This is a genomic window from Streptacidiphilus pinicola (assembly GCF_003258295.1).
GTDB lineage: Bacteria > Actinomycetota > Actinomycetes > Streptomycetales > Streptomycetaceae > Streptacidiphilus > Streptacidiphilus pinicola.
In genome coordinates, this window is sequence record NZ_QKYN01000038.1 from 39,451 (window position 1) to 56,098 (window position 16,648).

Annotated in this window: 16 protein-coding genes; 13 read left to right on the forward strand and 3 right to left on the reverse strand. The window is 72.3% G+C overall.

The annotated features are described in order from the left end of the window. Nucleotides 1–123 precede the first annotated feature (123 nt). The 6 genes from rpmI (at nt 124) to pheT (ending at nt 6,844) form a co-directional block, all read left to right on the forward strand. Entirely contained in the window at nt 124–318 is a 195-nt protein-coding gene (gene rpmI, locus DN069_RS10525; RefSeq protein ID WP_042364316.1) for a 50S ribosomal protein L35, read from the forward strand. Nucleotides 319–410: 92 nt separating this feature from the next. Continuing rightward, nucleotides 411–803 carry a 50S ribosomal protein L20 gene (gene rplT / locus DN069_RS10530; RefSeq protein WP_042418653.1) on the forward strand — a complete coding sequence of 131 codons (393 nt, stop codon included), beginning with the start codon at nt 411–413 and terminating at the stop codon, nt 801–803. A gap of 132 nt (nt 804–935) precedes the next feature. Next, nucleotides 936–1,802, forward strand: a complete 867-nt coding sequence (locus DN069_RS10535; RefSeq protein WP_111500672.1) for a TrmH family RNA methyltransferase — start codon at nt 936–938, stop codon at nt 1,800–1,802. A gap of 65 nt (nt 1,803–1,867) precedes the next feature. Then, nucleotides 1,868–2,992 (forward strand): sensor histidine kinase, encoded by a 1,125-nt coding sequence (locus DN069_RS10540; protein WP_111500635.1) that lies wholly within the window; start codon nt 1,868–1,870, stop codon nt 2,990–2,992. A gap of 223 nt (nt 2,993–3,215) precedes the next feature. After that, nucleotides 3,216–4,325, forward strand: coding sequence for a phenylalanine--tRNA ligase subunit alpha (pheS, locus tag DN069_RS10545; protein WP_111500636.1), 1,110 nt, complete (start codon nt 3,216–3,218; stop codon nt 4,323–4,325). Then, entirely contained in the window at nt 4,325–6,844 is a 2,520-nt protein-coding gene (pheT, locus tag DN069_RS10550; protein WP_111500637.1) for a phenylalanine--tRNA ligase subunit beta, read from the forward strand. The genes pheS and pheT overlap by 1 nt, the downstream gene beginning before the upstream one ends. Nucleotides 6,845–6,959: 115 nt before the next feature. Here the strand turns inward: pheT and DN069_RS10555 are convergent, their stop codons facing one another. Further along, nucleotides 6,960–8,189, reverse strand: a complete 1,230-nt coding sequence (locus DN069_RS10555; RefSeq protein ID WP_133259883.1) for a hypothetical protein — start codon at nt 8,187–8,189, stop codon at nt 6,960–6,962. Nucleotides 8,190–8,306: 117 nt separating this feature from the next. Here DN069_RS10555 and DN069_RS10560 point away from each other — a divergent pair, with 117 nt between their 5' ends. The 4 genes from DN069_RS10560 to DN069_RS10575 all read left to right on the forward strand — a co-directional run bounded on the left by DN069_RS10560 (nt 8,307) and on the right by DN069_RS10575 (nt 11,710). Continuing rightward, the gene (locus DN069_RS10560; protein WP_111500639.1) at nt 8,307–8,780 is read left to right on the forward strand and encodes a MarR family winged helix-turn-helix transcriptional regulator; all 474 of its coding nucleotides are present in this window, start codon (nt 8,307–8,309) and stop codon (nt 8,778–8,780) included. A gap of 55 nt (nt 8,781–8,835) precedes the next feature. Further along, entirely contained in the window at nt 8,836–9,702 is an 867-nt protein-coding gene (locus DN069_RS10565) for a HipA family kinase (protein ID WP_111500673.1), read from the forward strand. Between the two features lie 83 nt (nt 9,703–9,785). Beyond that, nucleotides 9,786–10,772 (forward strand): ketopantoate reductase family protein, encoded by a 987-nt coding sequence (locus tag DN069_RS10570; protein ID WP_111500640.1) that lies wholly within the window; start codon nt 9,786–9,788, stop codon nt 10,770–10,772. A gap of 173 nt (nt 10,773–10,945) precedes the next feature. Beyond that, nucleotides 10,946–11,710 carry a class I SAM-dependent methyltransferase gene (locus DN069_RS10575; RefSeq protein ID WP_165845462.1) on the forward strand — a complete coding sequence of 255 codons (765 nt, stop codon included), beginning with the start codon at nt 10,946–10,948 and terminating at the stop codon, nt 11,708–11,710. Nucleotides 11,711–12,069: 359 nt separating this feature from the next. Here the strand turns inward: DN069_RS10575 and DN069_RS10580 are convergent, their stop codons facing one another. Next, on the reverse strand, nt 12,070–12,804 hold the full coding sequence (locus DN069_RS10580) for a DUF7873 family protein (protein ID WP_111500642.1): 735 nt from the start codon (nt 12,802–12,804) through the stop codon (nt 12,070–12,072). A 318-nt stretch (nt 12,805–13,122) separates the two neighbouring features. On the opposite strand from DN069_RS10580, the gene DN069_RS10585 reads away from it, so the two are divergent. Continuing rightward, nucleotides 13,123–13,314, forward strand: coding sequence for a DUF1059 domain-containing protein (locus tag DN069_RS10585; protein WP_111500643.1), 192 nt, complete (start codon nt 13,123–13,125; stop codon nt 13,312–13,314). 349 nt (nt 13,315–13,663) lie between these two features. Here DN069_RS10585 and DN069_RS10590 read toward each other — a convergent pair whose 3' ends face one another. Continuing rightward, entirely contained in the window at nt 13,664–14,521 is an 858-nt protein-coding gene (locus DN069_RS10590; RefSeq protein ID WP_111500644.1) for a 3-hydroxybutyryl-CoA dehydrogenase, read from the reverse strand. A 165-nt stretch (nt 14,522–14,686) separates the two neighbouring features. On the opposite strand from DN069_RS10590, the gene DN069_RS10595 reads away from it, so the two are divergent. Both DN069_RS10595 and argC read left to right on the forward strand, forming a co-directional pair. After that, nucleotides 14,687–15,514, forward strand: a complete 828-nt coding sequence (locus DN069_RS10595; protein WP_111500674.1) for an SDR family NAD(P)-dependent oxidoreductase — start codon at nt 14,687–14,689, stop codon at nt 15,512–15,514. Between the two features lie 93 nt (nt 15,515–15,607). Next, nucleotides 15,608–16,648 carry an N-acetyl-gamma-glutamyl-phosphate reductase gene (gene argC / locus DN069_RS10600; RefSeq protein WP_111500645.1) on the forward strand — a complete coding sequence of 347 codons (1,041 nt, stop codon included), beginning with the start codon at nt 15,608–15,610 and terminating at the stop codon, nt 16,646–16,648.

Here is a 16,648-nt window from a genome sequence, read left to right on the forward strand (position 1 = left end):
GCGCCTAGCACCACCCCGGCTCCCGGGTGACCACCCGGGAGTCCTGTCAGAAACGAAGCGCTCCCGCTCGGCCCGCCGTAAGGCGGACGGGCGGGAGCGGACCGACGAGGAGAGTACGGCGACATGCCGAAGAACAAGACGCACTCCGGTGCCAGCAAGCGCTTCAAGCTCACCGGCTCCGGCAAGGTGCTGCGCCAGCGCGCCGGTCGCCGTCACCTGCTCGAGCACAAGTCGTCGACGCTGACCCGCCGTCTGGCCGGCACCGTCGAGGCTGCCCCCGCCGACGCGAAGAAGATCAAGAAGCTTCTCGGCAAGTGATCGCTGCCCTTCGGGGCTCGCCGATCCTTTCGACCACATCAGTAAACCGGACCGTGTGACAACGCCCGCGGTCCCTTTGAAGGAGTAATAACGTGGCACGCGTCAAGCGGGCAGTGAACGCCCACAAGAAGCGCCGGGTCATCCTGGAGATGGCGAGCGGCTACCGTGGCCAGCGCTCGCGCCTGTACCGCAAGGCGAAGGAGCAGGTCACCCACTCGTTCGTCTACAACTACAACGACCGCAAGAAGCGCAAGGGCGACTTCCGTCAGCTCTGGATCCAGCGCATCAACGCGGCCGCCCGCGCGAACGGCATGACCTACAACCGCCTGATCCAGGGCCTGAAGGCTGCCAACATCGAGATCGACCGCAAGATGCTGGCCGAGCTCGCCGTCAACGACTCCGCCGCGTTCGAGGCGCTGGTCGAGGCCGCCCGCAAGGCGCTGCCGGCCGACGTCAACGCGCCGAAGGCCGACGCCGCCGCCTGAGCTGCCACCGCGTAGCGCAGTAGCACCTCCCACCCGCAGGGTGGAAGCAACCGGGCCCGCAGGGGGTGACCCCCTGCGGGCCCGGCTCGTTCTATGGCCGACCTCCCACGCCCTGGAGTGATGATCACCGCGATGTCCCTGCCGCACCCGTCGTCCCAGCCCGAGCTCACCTCGCTGCGCTCGCCCCGGGTCAACGCCGCCCGGCGGCTGTCCCGACGGGCCCAGCGCGGCAAGGAGCGGCGCTTCATCGCCGAGGGCCCGCAGGCCGTGCGCGAGGCCGTGAACTTCGGCACGCTCCCGGACGGCAGCCACTCGGTGGTGGAGATCTACGCGACCTTCGAGGCGGCCGAACGGCACGCCGACCTGATCGCCCGCGCCCGCGCCGAGCAGGTCACCGTGCTGACCGCCACGGACGAGGTCATCGCCGCCGTCTGCGACACCGTGACACCGCAGGGCATCGTCGCCGTCTGCCGCTTCGTCGACACCTCCTTCGAGGCCGTGCTCGCGGCCAGGCCCAAGCTGGTCGCGCTGCTCGCCAACGTCCGCGACCCCGGCAACGCCGGCACCGTGCTGCGCACCGCGGACGCGGCGGGCGCGGACGCGGTCGTGCTGACCGACGCCTCCGTCGACCTCTACAACCCCAAGGCCGTGCGCGCCTCCGTCGGCAGCCTCTACCACCTGCCGGTGGCCGTCGGCGTCCCCGTCGAGCAGGCCGTCGCCGGGCTGCGCGAGGCCGGCATCCGGGTCCTCGCCGCCGACGGCGCGGGGGAGCGCGACCTCGACGCCGAACTGGACGAGGGCACCCTGGGCGCCCCGACCGCGTGGCTCTTCGGCAACGAGGCCTGGGGCCTGCCCGAGGCCACTCGGGCACTGGCGGACGAGGTGGTGCGCGTCCCGATCCACGGTCACGCCGAGAGCCTCAACCTCGCCACGGCCGCCGCCGTCTGCCTGTACGCCTCCGCGCGCGCCCAGCGTGCGCCCGGAGGGTGTCGCGGCTGACTGCCGCGGGTAGGGCCGTCTTCGCTAGGGTGGCCACTCCGGGGGTCGGGGGAGGAGGCGAGACGATGGCCGGTCAGTTTCCGCGACAGCGCGTCGCGTCCGTCGCGTCCGCCACGCCCGCTCACGGCTCGCTGGATCCGGAGGAGCTCCCCGACGGTCTGCTGATCGCCGACGAGACCGGCCAGGTGATCGTCTTCAACCGCGCCGCGGCCCGCGTCACCGGCCTCGCCCCCACCGCCGTGCTCGGCCGCCCGCTGGACGAGGCGCTGCCGCTGGAGGACTTGGAGGGCCGCCGCTGGTGGCAGCTCACCGACCCCTACGGCGGCCTCGACATCCGCACCCGCCAGCCCGAGCGCAACCTGCTGCTGCCCGGCCCCGGCGGCCGCGAGGTCCTCGTCTCCGCCCGCTACGTGCGCGAGGGGCGCGGCCCCGTACAACGCGTCGTCGTCGCGCTCCGCGGCACGGAGGCGCGGCGGCGCACCGAACGCAGCCACGCCGAGCTGATCGCCACCGTCGCGCACGAGCTGCGCTCACCGCTGACCAGCGTCAAGGGCTTCACCGCGACCCTGCTGCAGAAGTGGGAGCGGTTCACCGAGGACCAGAAGAAGCTGATGCTGGAGACGGTCGACGCCGACGCGAACCGGGTCACCCGGCTGATCGCCGAGCTGCTCGACATCTCCCGGATCGACTCCGGCCGCCTTGAGGTGCGCCGCCAGCCGATCCGGCTGGACGCCGCGGTGCGGCGCCACGTCGAGGGTCTGGTCGCCGCGGGCGTTCCGGAGGAACGTTTCGAGGTGCGCGTCTGCGAGCCGCTGCCGCAGTTGTGGGCGGACGCCGACAAGATCGACCAGGTGCTGGGCAATCTCCTCGAAAATGCGGTGCGGCACGGTGAGGGCACTGTCACCATCGACGTGGAACCGGCGAAGTCGGAGGAGGCTTCCGGCCGGGTGCGCGAAGGGACGGCGGTGACGGTGAGCGACCAGGGGCCCGGTATCCCCGAGGAGTCGATCCCGCGCGTCTTCACCCGCTTCTGGCGCGGCAGCAAGCGCGGCGGCACGGGTCTGGGCCTCTACATCGTCAAGGGCATCGTCGAAGCGCACAGCGGCACGATCCGCGTCGACCGCGGCCCCGAGGGCGGCGCGAGTTTCCGATTTACCCTGCCGCCCGGGATTCCCGAGGTTCTTGCCTAATTCCCTCGCTTCAGTGGCAGCACGCCAGGGGCGCGGGGAACTGCGCGAGAACCACTGATGAGCGGATGGCCCTGCTCGTTCGGTGCTCCGCCCCCCGGGTGGCCTGTCGCGCAGTTCCCCGCGCCCCAGCATGTGCATGGTGCCCGGACTGCGAAAAGGAACCGTCCCCGAACCCATTAGACTCGGCCATTGGCCGCGCGTTGCCGCAAACGGGAAGAGAGAGATGTCCGCACCCAACAAGTCGTACGACCCGGTGGAGGTCGAGGCTCTGAAGCCGGAGGAGATCGAGCGCCTTCGCGACGAGGCGATCGCCGCCTTCGCCGCCGCGACCGATCTCGACGCCCTGCACGAGGCGAAGGTCGCGCACACCGGTGACCGCTCGCCGCTGGCGCTCGCGAACCGTGAGATCGGTGCGTTGCCGCCCGCCGCGAAGGCGGACGCGGGCAAGCGGGTGGGTGCGGCTCGTGGCGCCGTCAACAAGGCCCTCGCCGAGCGCCGCGTCGCGCTCGAGGCCGAGCGCGACGCGCGCGTGCTGGTCGAGGAGGCCGTGGACGTCACGCTGCCCTACGACCGCGCCCCGCGCGGCGGCCGGCACCCGCTGACGACCTTCGCCGAGCGGCTGATGGACGTCTTCACGGCCATGGGGTACTCCGTCGCCGAGGGCCCCGAGGTCGAGGCCGAGTGGCTCAACTTCGACGCCCTCAACATGGGCCCGGACCACCCGGCGCGATCCACCCAGGACACCTTCTTCCTCAAGGACGCCGACTCCGTCGTCCTGCGGACGCACACCTCCGGTGTGCAGATCCGCTCCCTCCTCGCCGCCGCCGAGCCGCCGGTCTACGTGATCTGCCCGGGCCGCGTCTTCCGCAGCGACGAGCTGGACGCGACGCACACCCCGGTCTTCAACCAGGTCGAGCTGCTCGCCGTCGACGAGGGCCTGACCATGGCGGACCTCAAGGGCACGCTCGACCACATGGTCGCGTCGCTCTTCGGTGAGGGCATCTCCACCCGCCTGCGCCCGAACTACTTCCCCTTCACCGAGCCGTCCGCCGAGATGGACATGGTCTGCTTCGTCTGCCGCGGCGAGTCCGTCGGCAACCCGGACCGTCCCTGCCGGACCTGCTCCTCCGAGGGCTGGATCGAGCTCGGCGGCTGCGGCATGGTCAACCCGCGCGTGCTGGTCGCCTGCGGCATCGACCCCAACAAGTACAGCGGCTTCGCGTTCGGCTTCGGCATCGAGCGCATGCTCATGTTCCGGCACAACGTCGAGGACATGCGAGACATCGTCGAGGGTGACGTGCGTTTCACCCTTCCGTTCGGGATGGAGATCTGATGCGCGTCCCGCTTTCCTGGCTGCGGGAGTACGTCGACCTCCCCACCGGCGAGACCGGCCGAGACATCCAGGCCAAGCTGATCCGCGCCGGCCTCGAGGTGGAGGGCGTCGAGCAGCTCGGCGCCGACCTCAAGGGCCCGCTCGTCGTCGGTCAGGTCCTCGCGATCGAGGAGCTGACCGAGTTCAAGAAGCCGATCCGCTACTGCCAGGTGGACGTCGGCGACGCCAACGGAACCGGTGAGCCGCAGAACATCGTCTGCGGCGCGCGGAACTTCGCCGTCGGCGACAAGGTCGTCGTGGTGCTCCCCGGCGCGGTCCTCCCCGGCCCGTTCCCGATCGCGGCGCGCGCCACCTACGGCAAGACCTCCGAGGGCATGATCTGCTCCGCCCGCGAGCTGGGCATGGGCGACGAGCACGACGGCATCATCGTGCTGCCGCCGGAGTACGAGCCCGGCACCGACGCGATCGAGCTGCTGGAGCTGGTCGACGAGGTGCTGGACATCGCCGTCACCGCCGACCGCGGCTACTGCCTGTCGCTGCGCGGTGTCGCCCGCGAGATGGCCATCGCCTACGGCCTGCCGCTGCGCGACCCGGCCCTGATCGACGTGCCGCCGGCCAACTCCTACGGCCCGCTGGTCAAGGTCGAGGACCCGGCGGCGTGCGACCGCTTCGTCGCGCGCAGCGTCGTGGGTGTGGACCCGGCCGCCAAGTCGCCGATCTGGATGCAGCGCCGGATCCAGAAGGCCGGCATGCGTCCGATCTCGCTGGCCGTCGACATCACCAACTACGTGATGCTGGAGATGGGCCAGCCGCTGCACGCCTACGACCGGCACCGCATCGACGGCGCGATCACGGTCCGCCGTGCCACCGCGGGCGAGAAGCTGCGCACGCTGGACGGCGTGGAGCGCACCCTCGACAACGAAGACCTGCTGATCTGCGACAACTCCGGTCCGATCGGCATCGCCGGGGTCATGGGCGGCGCGGGCACCGAGATCGCGGACGCCGTCGTCGACCCGGAGACCGGCGAGGTCAACGGCACCACCGAGATCGTCATCGAGGCCGCGCACTTCGCGCCGGTCTCCATCGCGCGCAGCGCGCGGCGCCACAAGCTGCCCTCCGAGGCGGCCAAGCGCTTCGAGCGCGGCGTCGACCCGGAGGCCACCAAGGCAGCCGCCCAGCGCGCCGTGGACCTGCTGGTCCTGGTCGCCGGTGGCACCGCCGAGGCCGGGGTGACGGACGTGGTCGCGCCGCGCCCGGTGCACTCCATCTCCATCGCCGCCGACCTCCCGGACCGCGTCGCGGGCCAGGAGTACGGCCGCGAGACCGTCGTCCGCCGCCTCCAGGAGGTCGGCTGCACGGTGGTCGGCACGGACGTGCTCGTGGTCACCCCGCCGACCTGGCGGCCCGACCTGACCGACCCGAACGACCTCTGTGAGGAGGTCATCCGGCTGGAGGGCTACGAGAACCTGCCCTCCACGCTGCCGAACGTCCCGGCGGGCCGCGGCCTGACGGACGCTCAGCGGCTGCGCCGCCGGATCGGCGTCGCGCTGGCCTCGGCCGGCCAGGTCGAGGTGCAGAACTACCCGTTCATCGGCGAGGCGGTGCTGGACGGCCTCGGCATCGAGGCGGGCGACCCGCGCCGCGTCACGGTGCAGCTCGCCAACCCGATCTCGCACGAGGAGCCCTCGCTCCGCACCACGCTGCTGCCGGGCCTGCTGGGCGCGCTGCACCGCAACGTCGGCCGCGGCTCCACGGACGTGGCGCTGTTCGAGCTCGGCCGGGTCTTCCGCGTCGACGGCACGGCGGAGACGCTGTACCGCGCGCCGCGCTTGCCGGTGGACCGCCGTCCCACCGAGGACGAGATCGCGCAGCTCGACGCGGCGCTGCCGCGGCAGCCGTACCGGGTCGGCGCCGTGTTCGCGGGCAGCCGCGACCCGCAGGGCTGGTGGGGCAAGGCGCAGGCGTGGACCTGGGCCGACGCCGTCGAGGCCGCGCGCACCGTCGCCGACGCCGCGGGCGTCGAACTGACGGTCCGCCAGGACCAGCACACCCCGTGGCACCCGGGCCGCTGCGCCGGCCTCTACGTGGGCGAGCAGCTGGTCGGCCACGCCGGTGAGCTGCACCCGCGCGCCATCAAGGCCCTGAACCTGCCGGAGCGCACCTGCGCGATGGAGCTGGATCTGGACCTGCTGACGGCGGGCGGCGCGGCCAAGGCCGAGGGCCCGAAGATCTCCACCTTCCCGGTGGCGACCCAGGACGTGGCGCTGATCGTCGACGATGCGGTCAAGGCCGCCGACGTCGAGTCCGCACTGCGTACCGGTGCGGGCGAGCTGCTGGAGTCGCTGCGGCTGTTCGACGTCTACCGGGGCGAGAGCGTCGGCGAGGGCAAGAAGTCCCTGGCCTACGCGCTGCGCTTCCGGGCCGCCGACCGCACGCTGACGGCGGACGAGGCCTCCGCCGCCCGCGAGTCGGCCGTCGCCGAGGCCGCCACTCGCGTGGGCGCGACCCTGCGCGGCTGACACCCGCCGTACGCGAGGGAGGCACCCCGGGCGCTCGCCCGGGGTGTCTCCCTTTTCGCTGCCGCGACGTGGGGCTGCCGCCGTCGGGTTGTCGCGCCGTCGGGCTGTCGTGTCGTCAGCAGTGCGGCAGGCGGGGCAGGGCGGCGAGTTCCAGTACGTGCGGTTGCCGGCCGTCCGCGCCGAAGACCGGCCCGTCCAGGAGCGCGGGCAGCGGCAGTGGTGCCTCGTCGTGGGTGCGCAGGTCGATCAGGAGTGACTGCTCGTCACTCGCGCCGTGCGGCGCCTGCGGGTCCGCACGGACGGAGCGGACCGCCAGGAAGTCGTCCCCGAGCAGGTTCGCGGCCACCTCGCCCCTCCCGGCCTGGGGTTGGATCCGCAGCACGGAGCCGGCCGCGGGCAGCCAGACGTTCCAGTCGCGCCAGCCGCCGAGCGGGACCGTGGTCCCGACGGGCGGGGCGTGCCACGGGTCGGTGCTCCAGAGCAGCACGCCGGGGGCGGTGTCGGAGGTCATCTCGGACCAGGCCGGGAGGAGCGTCCGTCGTAGCGCCTGGGCTACGGGCTCGCTCGTGGCCCCCCTTGTCCCCTCCGCGACCGGGCCGGTCGACGGGTCGTCGCTGACGGCGAGTCCGCCGGAGAGGAAGAGGACGGTGTACGCGGTGGTGCCGCGTCGCCCGGTCGCGAGGTCCTCGATCAGGTGGCTCTCCGGCGGCGGGAGCGGACCGAGCGGGGCGGGGCTCGCCTCCCAGGCGACCAGGCCGTCGCCGGAGGTCCAGGAGAGGACCCGCGTGGACGGCGTCGGCCGGACGGCCTGCAGCACCCGGAGCGCCCCGGTCCGGTGGTCCCAGGCGTACAGGCCGAGGTAGCCCGGGTCGGGTGCGTACCCGGTGGGGGCGAGGCCGAAGACGAACCAGTCGCCCGCGACGGCGCCGGTGACGGTCCACCCGCCGATGCCGCGCGGCGTGGCGGACGTCGCGGGCAGCGTGAGCACGAGGCGCCGCGACGAAGAGGGGCCGCTCAGCTCGACCAGCTCGTCGCCGGTGCGGGCGTAGCGCACCGACCCGTCGGGGGTGACGGCGAGCAGCGTGCCGTGGCCCCGCGGCCACGCGTCGGCCGGGTCGGTGAGCGCCCGCTTCCACGCCGACGGCAGGGCCGTCGTGCACAGCGTCGGGAACAGCTCCGGGGTCGGAGCCGGGGCGGGCGTGGGTGCGGCGGACAGGCTGACCACGTCGAGCAGCGCGAGCAGGCCGGCGAGCGCCACCGCGACCAGCGCCAGCGTCGTGGTGACGGTGCGTCGGCGGTGCCGCCCGCGCCGGTTCGTGCCGTGCCGGTCGTCGTTCACTCTCATGCCACCCCCCGAGAGTCCCCCTCCCTCCACCATGCCGACGAGCGGCGGAGTCGTAAACAGCAATAGAGCGGTGCACAACAACTCCTTGAGTCCTCAAGTTTCTGCTACCCTGACGACATGAGCACCGACCGCACCCAGGACGCCCTCGACACCGCGCTGCGACTGGCCCGCGCCCATGCCGCGCTGACCAAGCGGCTCGACTCCGTGCTGGCCCACCGGCACGGCGTCAGCTATGCCGACTTCCAGGTGCTGCTGCACCTCGGCGCCGCGCCCGGCACCCGGATGCGGCGGGTGGACCTGGCCGAGGCCGTGGGCCTGACCGCGTCCGGGGTCACCCGCGGGCTCGGGCCGCTGGAGCGGATCGGGCTGGTCGAGCGGGAGAAGGATCCCCGTGACGCGCGCATCGCCTACGCCGCGCTGACCGCCACGGGCCGCGAGCGGCTCGCGGAGATGACGCTCAGCGCCGAGGAGGTCGCGACCGACTGGTTCACCGCCGGCTGCACCGAGTCCGAGGTGGCGACCCTGAGCCGGCTGCTGACCGCCGTCGGCGGCCGGGGCAGGCCGCGCGCCACCAGGGGCCCGGATGCTTGACTGGGTGGACCTGCTGGTGGGGAGCTGGATCTGCGGACGGAGCGTGACGGAGACGATGACCACGCACGGCGAGCTCGCCGAGGTGACCGCGCTCGACTACGTCGAGCCGCTGCGCACGGGCGGCTCGCTGCCCGCCGTCGTGGAGACGGACGACTGCGGCACCTACGTGGTGAAGTTCCACGCCGCTGCGCAGGGCCGCAAGGCGCTGGTCGCCGAGGTGATCGTGGGGGAGCTGGCGCGTCGCCTCGGGCTGCGCGTGCCGGAACTGGTGCTGATCAGGTTCGACCCGGCCGTCTCCGCCCACGAGCCGGACCAGGAGGTGCAGGACCTGCACCGGGCCAGCGCCGGACTGAACCTGGGCATGGACTACCTGCCCGGGGCCACCGACTTCGTCCCCGGTCAGGACGGGGTCGACCTCTCCGCGGAGGAGGCGGGCCGGATCGTCTGGTTCGACGCGCTCGTCGGCAACGTCGACCGGACCGTGCGCAACCCGAATCTGATGGTCTGGCACCGGCGGCTCTGGCTGATCGACCACGGCGCCGCGCTGATCTTCCATCACCGCTGGGAGGCCGCCGACGAGGCCGTGGCCAAGGCCTACGACCTCTCCGCGCACGCGCTCGGCGGCTACGCGCCCGACGTGGCCGGGGCCGACGCGGTCCTCGCCCCGCTGGTCACCGCGGCGCTGCTGCGCGAGGTCGCGGCCGAGGTCCCGGACGAGTGGCTCGCCCCCGAGCCAGGCCACCCGACCCCGGACGCGCTGCGCGACGCCTACGTCCGACACCTCGCAGCCCGCGTCGCCCGCTCCGACGAGTGGATCCCGCGCTGCTTCGCGACGCCCGAGGAACTCGCCGCCGCGGACGCGGCCAAGCGCGCCCGCACCCTGGCCGGCCGCCCGGCCTGGCTGCAGCACGTCCGGGGGTGAGGCTCCGGCGTTGTTCCGGTCTGCGCTCTTCGGATCGGGGCACTCTCTGCCGGTACGCACGCCGCGCGAGGTAGGTTCAGGCCATGCGGATCACAGTCATGGGCGCGGGGGCGATCGGCGGTTTCGTCGGGACGCGGTTGGCCGCGGCGGGGGTGCCGGTCGGGGCCGTGGCGCGGGGCGCGACGCACGCCGCGCTCGCGGCGCACGGATGGCGGGTGCGGGAGGCGGACGGCACCCTGCTGACCGCGCCGGTCGCGGCGCTCGCCGACTCCGCGGACGCGGCGTCCGTGGCCGCGCTCGGCACGCAGGACCTGGTGGTCCTGGCCGTCAAGGCGCAGTCGCTGCCCGCCGTGCTCCCGGCGGTCACCCCGCTGCTCGGGCCGGACACGGTCGTGCTCCCGGCACTGAACGGCGTGCCGTGGTGGTTCTTCGAGGGCTTCGGCGGTCCCTGCGAGGGCCGCACGCTCGACTCCGTCGACCCGGGCGGCCGCGCCGCCGCCGCGATCCCGGTGCGGCACGTCGTCGGCAGCGTCGTGCACATGAGCTGCGCCACGCCCGAGCCCGGCCTGATCCGTCATGTCGCCGGGACCGGACTGATCCTGGGCGAGCCCGCGCGGGCCGAGACGCCGCGCTTGGCCGAGCTCGTCGCGCTGATGCGCGGAGCCGGGCTCGACGCGACGGCGTCGATCTCGATCCACGAGGACATCTGGTACAAGCTCTGGGGCAACATGACCACCAACCCGGTCTCCGCCCTCACCCGCGCCACCGCCGACCGGATCCTCGACGACGAGCTCGTGCTCGCCTTCTGCCACGCGGCGATGCGCGAGGCCGCCGAGATCGGCGCCCGGATCGGCTGCCCGATCGACGAGACCCCGGCCGACCGCACCGTCGTCACCCGCAAGCTGGGCGCCTTCCGTACCTCGATGCTCCAGGACATGGAGGCGGGCCGGGAGTTGGAGCTGAACGCGCTGGTCGGCGCGGTGCGCGAGATCGGCCGGCTGGTCCAGGTGCCCACCCCGACGGTGGACGCCATCCTCGGCCTCACCCGCCTGGCGGCGGCCTGCCGCTGACGCCGACCGGGCGGACTTTTCGCCCTGACGGGTCGGGGTTGCGTCAAGATGACCCACGGTTCGGCTGCCGGATTGCTAACGTTCTACGGTTGGACCTCCGGTGCCGTGGGTTTCGGGTTGGGGACGCGATGAGCGATTACCTGTTGGCTGGTCAGGCTGGGCAGAGCACGGAAATGGAACTGGATCGCCTGCTGCTCCAGTCCGAGGTCTGGGAACCCGCGGGCCGTCGGCTGCTGGAGCAGATCGGTCCCGACGGCCACGGTCGCCGTGCGCTCGACGTCGGCTGCGGCGCGCTCGGCTGGCTGCGGCTGCTGAGCGCGTGGGCGGGCGACACCGGCTCGGTGCTCGGCTCGGACGTCGACAAGGTGCTGCTGGAGCGGGCCGCGGGCGTCGCCGAGCGTGACCGGCTGCTCAACGTGCGGCTGCTGGTGGACGACCTGTTCACCACCAAGCTGGAACGTCGCGGCTTCGACCTGGTCCACGCGCGGCTGATGCTCGCGCCCCTGGGCCGCGCGGAGGAGCAGCTGACCAGCCACCTCTCGCTGCTGGCACCTGGCGGCGTACTGGTGCTGGAGGAGCCCGACTGCCACAGCTGGCGCTTCGAGGCCCCGGCCCCCGCCGCCCAGCGCGTCCTCGAACTCCTCGCCGAGGCGTTTCGCGCCTCCGGCGGCGACATGGACGCGGGCCGCGGCCTCCCCGAACTCCTGCACGCCCGCGGCCTCACCCCCCGCGTCCGCACCGAGGTCCTCGAACTCCCCCCGAACCACCCCTACCTCCGCATGCCCCTCGCCCTGGCGGCGGGCCTGCGCGACCGCCTCGTCGCCCTCACCGACCCCGGCGAACTCGACGCCCTCCTAGCCGAGGCGGAATCGGAACTCACCACCCCCCAGCGCCGCGGCACGACCTTCACCCTGGTCCAGTGCTGGGCCCGGGTCTGAGCGAGCACACGGGTGAGGCCCGGGAGCATATCCGGCTCCCGGGCCTCGTGCTGCCACCGCGGGGTGGCGCCGACTCCGTGGAGAGTGCGGGTCATTCTCAATCCGCCGTGTTCTGCCTTTGAACTACCTCCGCACGCTGGAGCGGAGAGCAGGAGTTGAACCTGCATCCGGCGAGTGCTGCCCGCACTCGGTCGAGCCGACGCCGCGTGGCGAATGCTGAGTCTGGAGCAAGAGTCTGAGATTGACCGCGGCCCTTCGCGGGCCGCGTTTCGTCACGACAAGCCTCAGTTTCAGCTTGCGCTCCTTGGCGCACCCCGCTCACTGGGAGCGGGGAGTCTGTGTGTCACTCGAACAGGCTGCTATTCGAAAAGGAAGGCGAAGACGGCGTCGCCGATCCGCTGGTCCGAGACCTCCGTGCCGTTGGCCTCCTCACGGGCGAACTTGACCGCCTGCTGCAGCTTCTCCACGCGCTCCAGCAACTGGTTGACGCGCCGCGCCGGCAGTGCGCCGGAGAACTTCACCGTGGTCCAGTGACCGATCGTCACGTCCTCGGTGTAGACCTCGACCTGGGCCGGGTGCTTCTCGGTGGCCTCGGCCTTCACGTGGTTGCGGTAGACCTTCTTGGTGCGGTTGGTCTTGACCGGCTCGGTACGCCAGCTGTCCGTCGACTCGTCCCGGTTCCACGACTCGGCGGCGTCCAGTACCGGCAGCTTCTTGACGAAGCCGTGCACGTCCACCAACTGCTTCTCCAGGAACAGCAGGTAGCTCACGGGCACCTCCGCCAGCAGCACCCGGCCGTCGACCTTCACGTCGGCGCGCGCGTCGCAGTTCGCCCAGTCCTTCGTCGCGGTGACGTCGAAGAGGCGGGTCAGCGAGGACGCCGTCGTGCGCAGCACGTCCTCGGCGTGGACCTGCACCCGCGTCGACTCCGGCGGGAACATCTCGCCGTCCTCGTCGCGCGGCTGGTAGGTCCGGGCGATGCCGGTCAGCAGCGCGGTCTTCTGCACGTCGTGCTGCGCCTGGGTCAGGTCCGCCGAGGCCTTGGCCTTGACGCCCTTCTCGACGGCGATGATCTGGTTCAGCTTGGTGGCCATGACTGTTCCCCCGTGAATGGAATTCTCGCTGGGTGCGTCGCCAGGGAATCGAACCCCGCAAGCCATCCGGCCAGGGCTTTACAGGCCCCGTTGTGTCCCAGCACTCGACGCTCGGTGCGGGCGGTCTCCGTCCCGCTGGCACGAGGTTAGGTGGGGTCCCGCCGACGCGGCCATCGAATTTCCGTGCCCTGCAATCGGCAATCGGCACCCGCCGCGGCCACGCCAGCTCGGCGGCCGGGGCCGGAACAGCGGGCCGGCCGGCTGGAGCCGCACGGAGCGGCGGCCGATACTGGTGGGAACAGCCGAAGGGAGGCAGTCATGCGCAAGGTAGCCGACTGCCGGGATTACCCGAGCGAGGTGAACTGCACGCTCACCATCGCCGGGGACGAGGAGGAAGTCGTCCGCGCGGCCGCCGAGCACGCCGTCTCGGTGCACAGCGAGACGGACAGCCCTGAGCTCCGTGCCCAGATCCGCCAAGCCCTCAAGGACGAGGCGCTCACCGGCGCCTGATCCCCGCCCCCTCCCACGGCGACGGCGCCCCGCAACCGCGGGGCGCCGCCGGCGAAGTCGTACTCGCTGTCGGCGCGGGCGCTCCGGAGCGGCCACCGCTCCTCACGGCCCAGAGACCGGACCTGTCTGATCAGGGCGCTCACCCCCAGCAGGAGCAGCCCGGGCGTGCTGGCGGGCGTCGGTCGGCGATTATGGCATCTCATGCCGTCGAGCGTGCGACCCAGAAGCACCCTCGCGCTCCTGGTCGTGAGGCTGGAACTCCCCGGGCCCCTGAAAGCCATCGGCGCTCGACTCTTCCACGGGAAGAGCCGGGCGCCGTTGTTGTGTCAGGAGGAGCCGCGCGAGGGCATCAGTACTGGTAGAAGCCGCGACCGGACTTGCGGCCCAGCAGGCCGGCGTCGACCATGCGCTGCAGCAGCGGCGGGGCCGCGTACAGGGGCTCCTTGAACTCGTCGTACATCGACTCGGCGATGGAGACGATGGTGTCCAGGCCGATCAGGTCGCACAGGCGCAGCGGGCCCATGGGGTGGGCGCAGCCGGCCTCCATGCCCTTGTCGATGTCCTCGGCCGTGGCGATGCCGGACTCGAACATCCGGACCGCGGACAGCAGGTAGGGCACCAGCAGCGCGTTGACCACGAAGCCGGCCCGGTCGCGGGCGCGGATCGGGTCCTTGGCGAGCGCCTCGCGGGTGAAGGCCTCGGCGCGGGCGACGGTCTCGGCGGAGGTGGTCAGCGTCGGGATGATCTCGACCAGCTTCTGCACCGGGGCCGGGTTGAAGAAGTGGATGCCGAGGACCTGCTCCGGCCGGCCGGTCGCGGAGGCGAGCTTGACGATCGGGATGGAGGAGGTGTTCGAGGCGAGGATCGCGTCGCGGCGCTCGACGACCCGGTCGAGCGTCTCGAAGATCGCGATCTTGATGTCCTCCCGCTCCGCGACGGCCTCGACCACCAGGTCGCGGTCGGCGAAGTCGGCCAGCTCGGTGGTGAAGGAGATCCGTGCCAGCGCGGCGTCGCGGTCCTCCTCGGAGAGCTTGCCGCGGCGGACGGCGGTGTCCAGGGAGGTGGTGATCCGGGTGCGGCCCAGCTCCAGGGCCTCACCGCTCGCCTCGGAGACCTTGACGTCCAGACCCGAGCGCGCGAAGACCTCCGCGATGCCCGACCCCATGAGGCCGCAGCCGACCACTCCTACCCGCGCGATGTCGCTCACGTGTGGCTTCCCCAGTTCCGTTCGTCGAAGACTTCCATTCAGTGCAACGCCCGACGTTACCTGCTCGCTCCCCGCGTGTCCGCCGCCGGACCTGCCAACAGCGGGCCAGGATGAACTGGACGAACACACCAACCAGACGATCACATGACCGGGAGGGAGAGCGTCGTGGGCCTGCGAAGCCTGGAGGGGCAGTCCGCCCTGGTGACCGGCGCGGGGCGCGGGATCGGGCGGGAGATCGCGCTCGGCCTGGCCGAGGAGGGCATGAACCTGGGCCTGCTCGGCCGGCATCGGGACACCCTCACCGAGACCCTGCGCGCCTGTGCGCGGCACGGTGTGAAGTGCGTCGCCTTCGCCGCCGACGTCGCGCACCCGGGACAGGTGAAGGCGGCGGTCAACAGCGTCCAGCGTGACCTGGGCCGGATCGACCTGCTGGTCAACAATGCGGGACAGGTGGACCGCGCCGAGGTGCCGCTGTGGGAGGCGGACCAGGCGCAGTGGTGGCAGGTGGTGGAGACGAACCTGCGCGGACCGTTCAACCTGCTGCGCTCGGTGCTGCCGGGAATGGTCGAACGCGGCGCGGGCCGCGTGGTCAACCTCAACAGCGGTTTCGCGCTGCGCCCCGACAGCCGCTACACCGCGTACGCGACCTCCAAGGCGGCCCTGCTGCGGCTGAGCGACAACCTCGCCGAGTCGCTGCGCCCGCACGGCGTCACCGTCCTGGACATCAGCCCCGGCGCGGTGGCGACGGACATGACCGCGCACATGCCGATGTTCGCGGGCATGGTGCACTGGGGCAGCATCCCCTATGTGGTCTCGACCGTCGTCGGCGCCGCCCGAGGCCGCTTCGACCCGCTGCACGGCCGCTTCCTCCACCTCGGCCAGGACGACCTCGAGGCCCTGCTCCGCGACGCCGAGCTCATTCGCGACCGCGACGCCCGCACCCTGCGCCTGCGCCCCTACGGCGACGAGGACCCGTTGGCGGCCTACGCCTGAGCCGGTCTCCCGACCGGGTCGCCCGGATATGCATGATTGATTGCATGAATGTGCTGCCCTCCGTATAGTTATCCCAACACGAGGAGGCAGCAGATGGCAGCGAAGGCCACGTACCGGGCGGCGGTCGCCGGGGCGAGCGGGTACGCCGGGGGAGAGGTGCTGCGCCTGCTGCTGGCGCATCCGGCGATCGAGATCGGGGCGCTGACCGGCGGGTCCAACGCCGGGACGAGGCTCGGGGAACTGCAGCCGCACCTGTGGCCGCTGGCGGACCGCGTGCTGGAGCCCACCACCGCGGAGACGCTGGCCGGGCACGACGTCGTCTTCCTCGGCCTGCCGCACGGCCAGTCCGCGGCCGTGGCCGAGCAGTTGGGCCCGGACGTGCTCGTCGTCGACTGCGGCGCCGACTTCCGGCTGCACAGCGCCGAGGACTGGGAGAACTTCTACGGCTCCCCGCACGCCGGCACCTGGCCCTACGGGTTGCCCGAACTCCCGGGCAGCCGCAAGGCGTTGGAGGGCAGCAAGCGCATCGCCGTCCCCGGCTGCTACCCGACCTCCGTCTCACTCGCGCTCTTCCCCGCCTACGCCGCCGGGCTAGCCGAGCCCGAGGCCGTGGTCGTCGCCGCGTCCGGCACCAGCGGCGCGGGCAAGGCGCCCAAGCCGCACCTGCTCGGCAGCGAGGTCATGGGCTCGATGAGCCCCTACGGTGTCGGCGGCGTCCACCGGCACACCCCCGAGATGACGCAGAACCTCTCCGCCGTCGCGGGCGAGCGCATCGCCGTCTCCTTCACGCCGACGCTCGCGCCGATGTCCCGCGGCATCCTCGCCACCTGCAGCGCCAAGGCGAAGCCCGGCGTCACCGCCGCGCAGGTGCGCGCCGCCTATGCGGAGGCGTTCAACGGCGAGACCTTCGTCCACCTGCTCCCGGAGGGGCAGTGGCCCGCCACCGCCTCCGTCCAGGGGTCCAACAACGCGCTGGTCCAGGTCGCGCTCGACGAGAGCGTCGGCCGGATCATCGCCATCGCCGCCATCGACAACCTGGTCAAGGGCACCGCCGGCGGCGCCGTCCAGAGCATGAACATCGCCCTCGGCCTGCCCGAGGAGCTCGGCCTTCCGCAGACAGGAGTCGCACCGTGA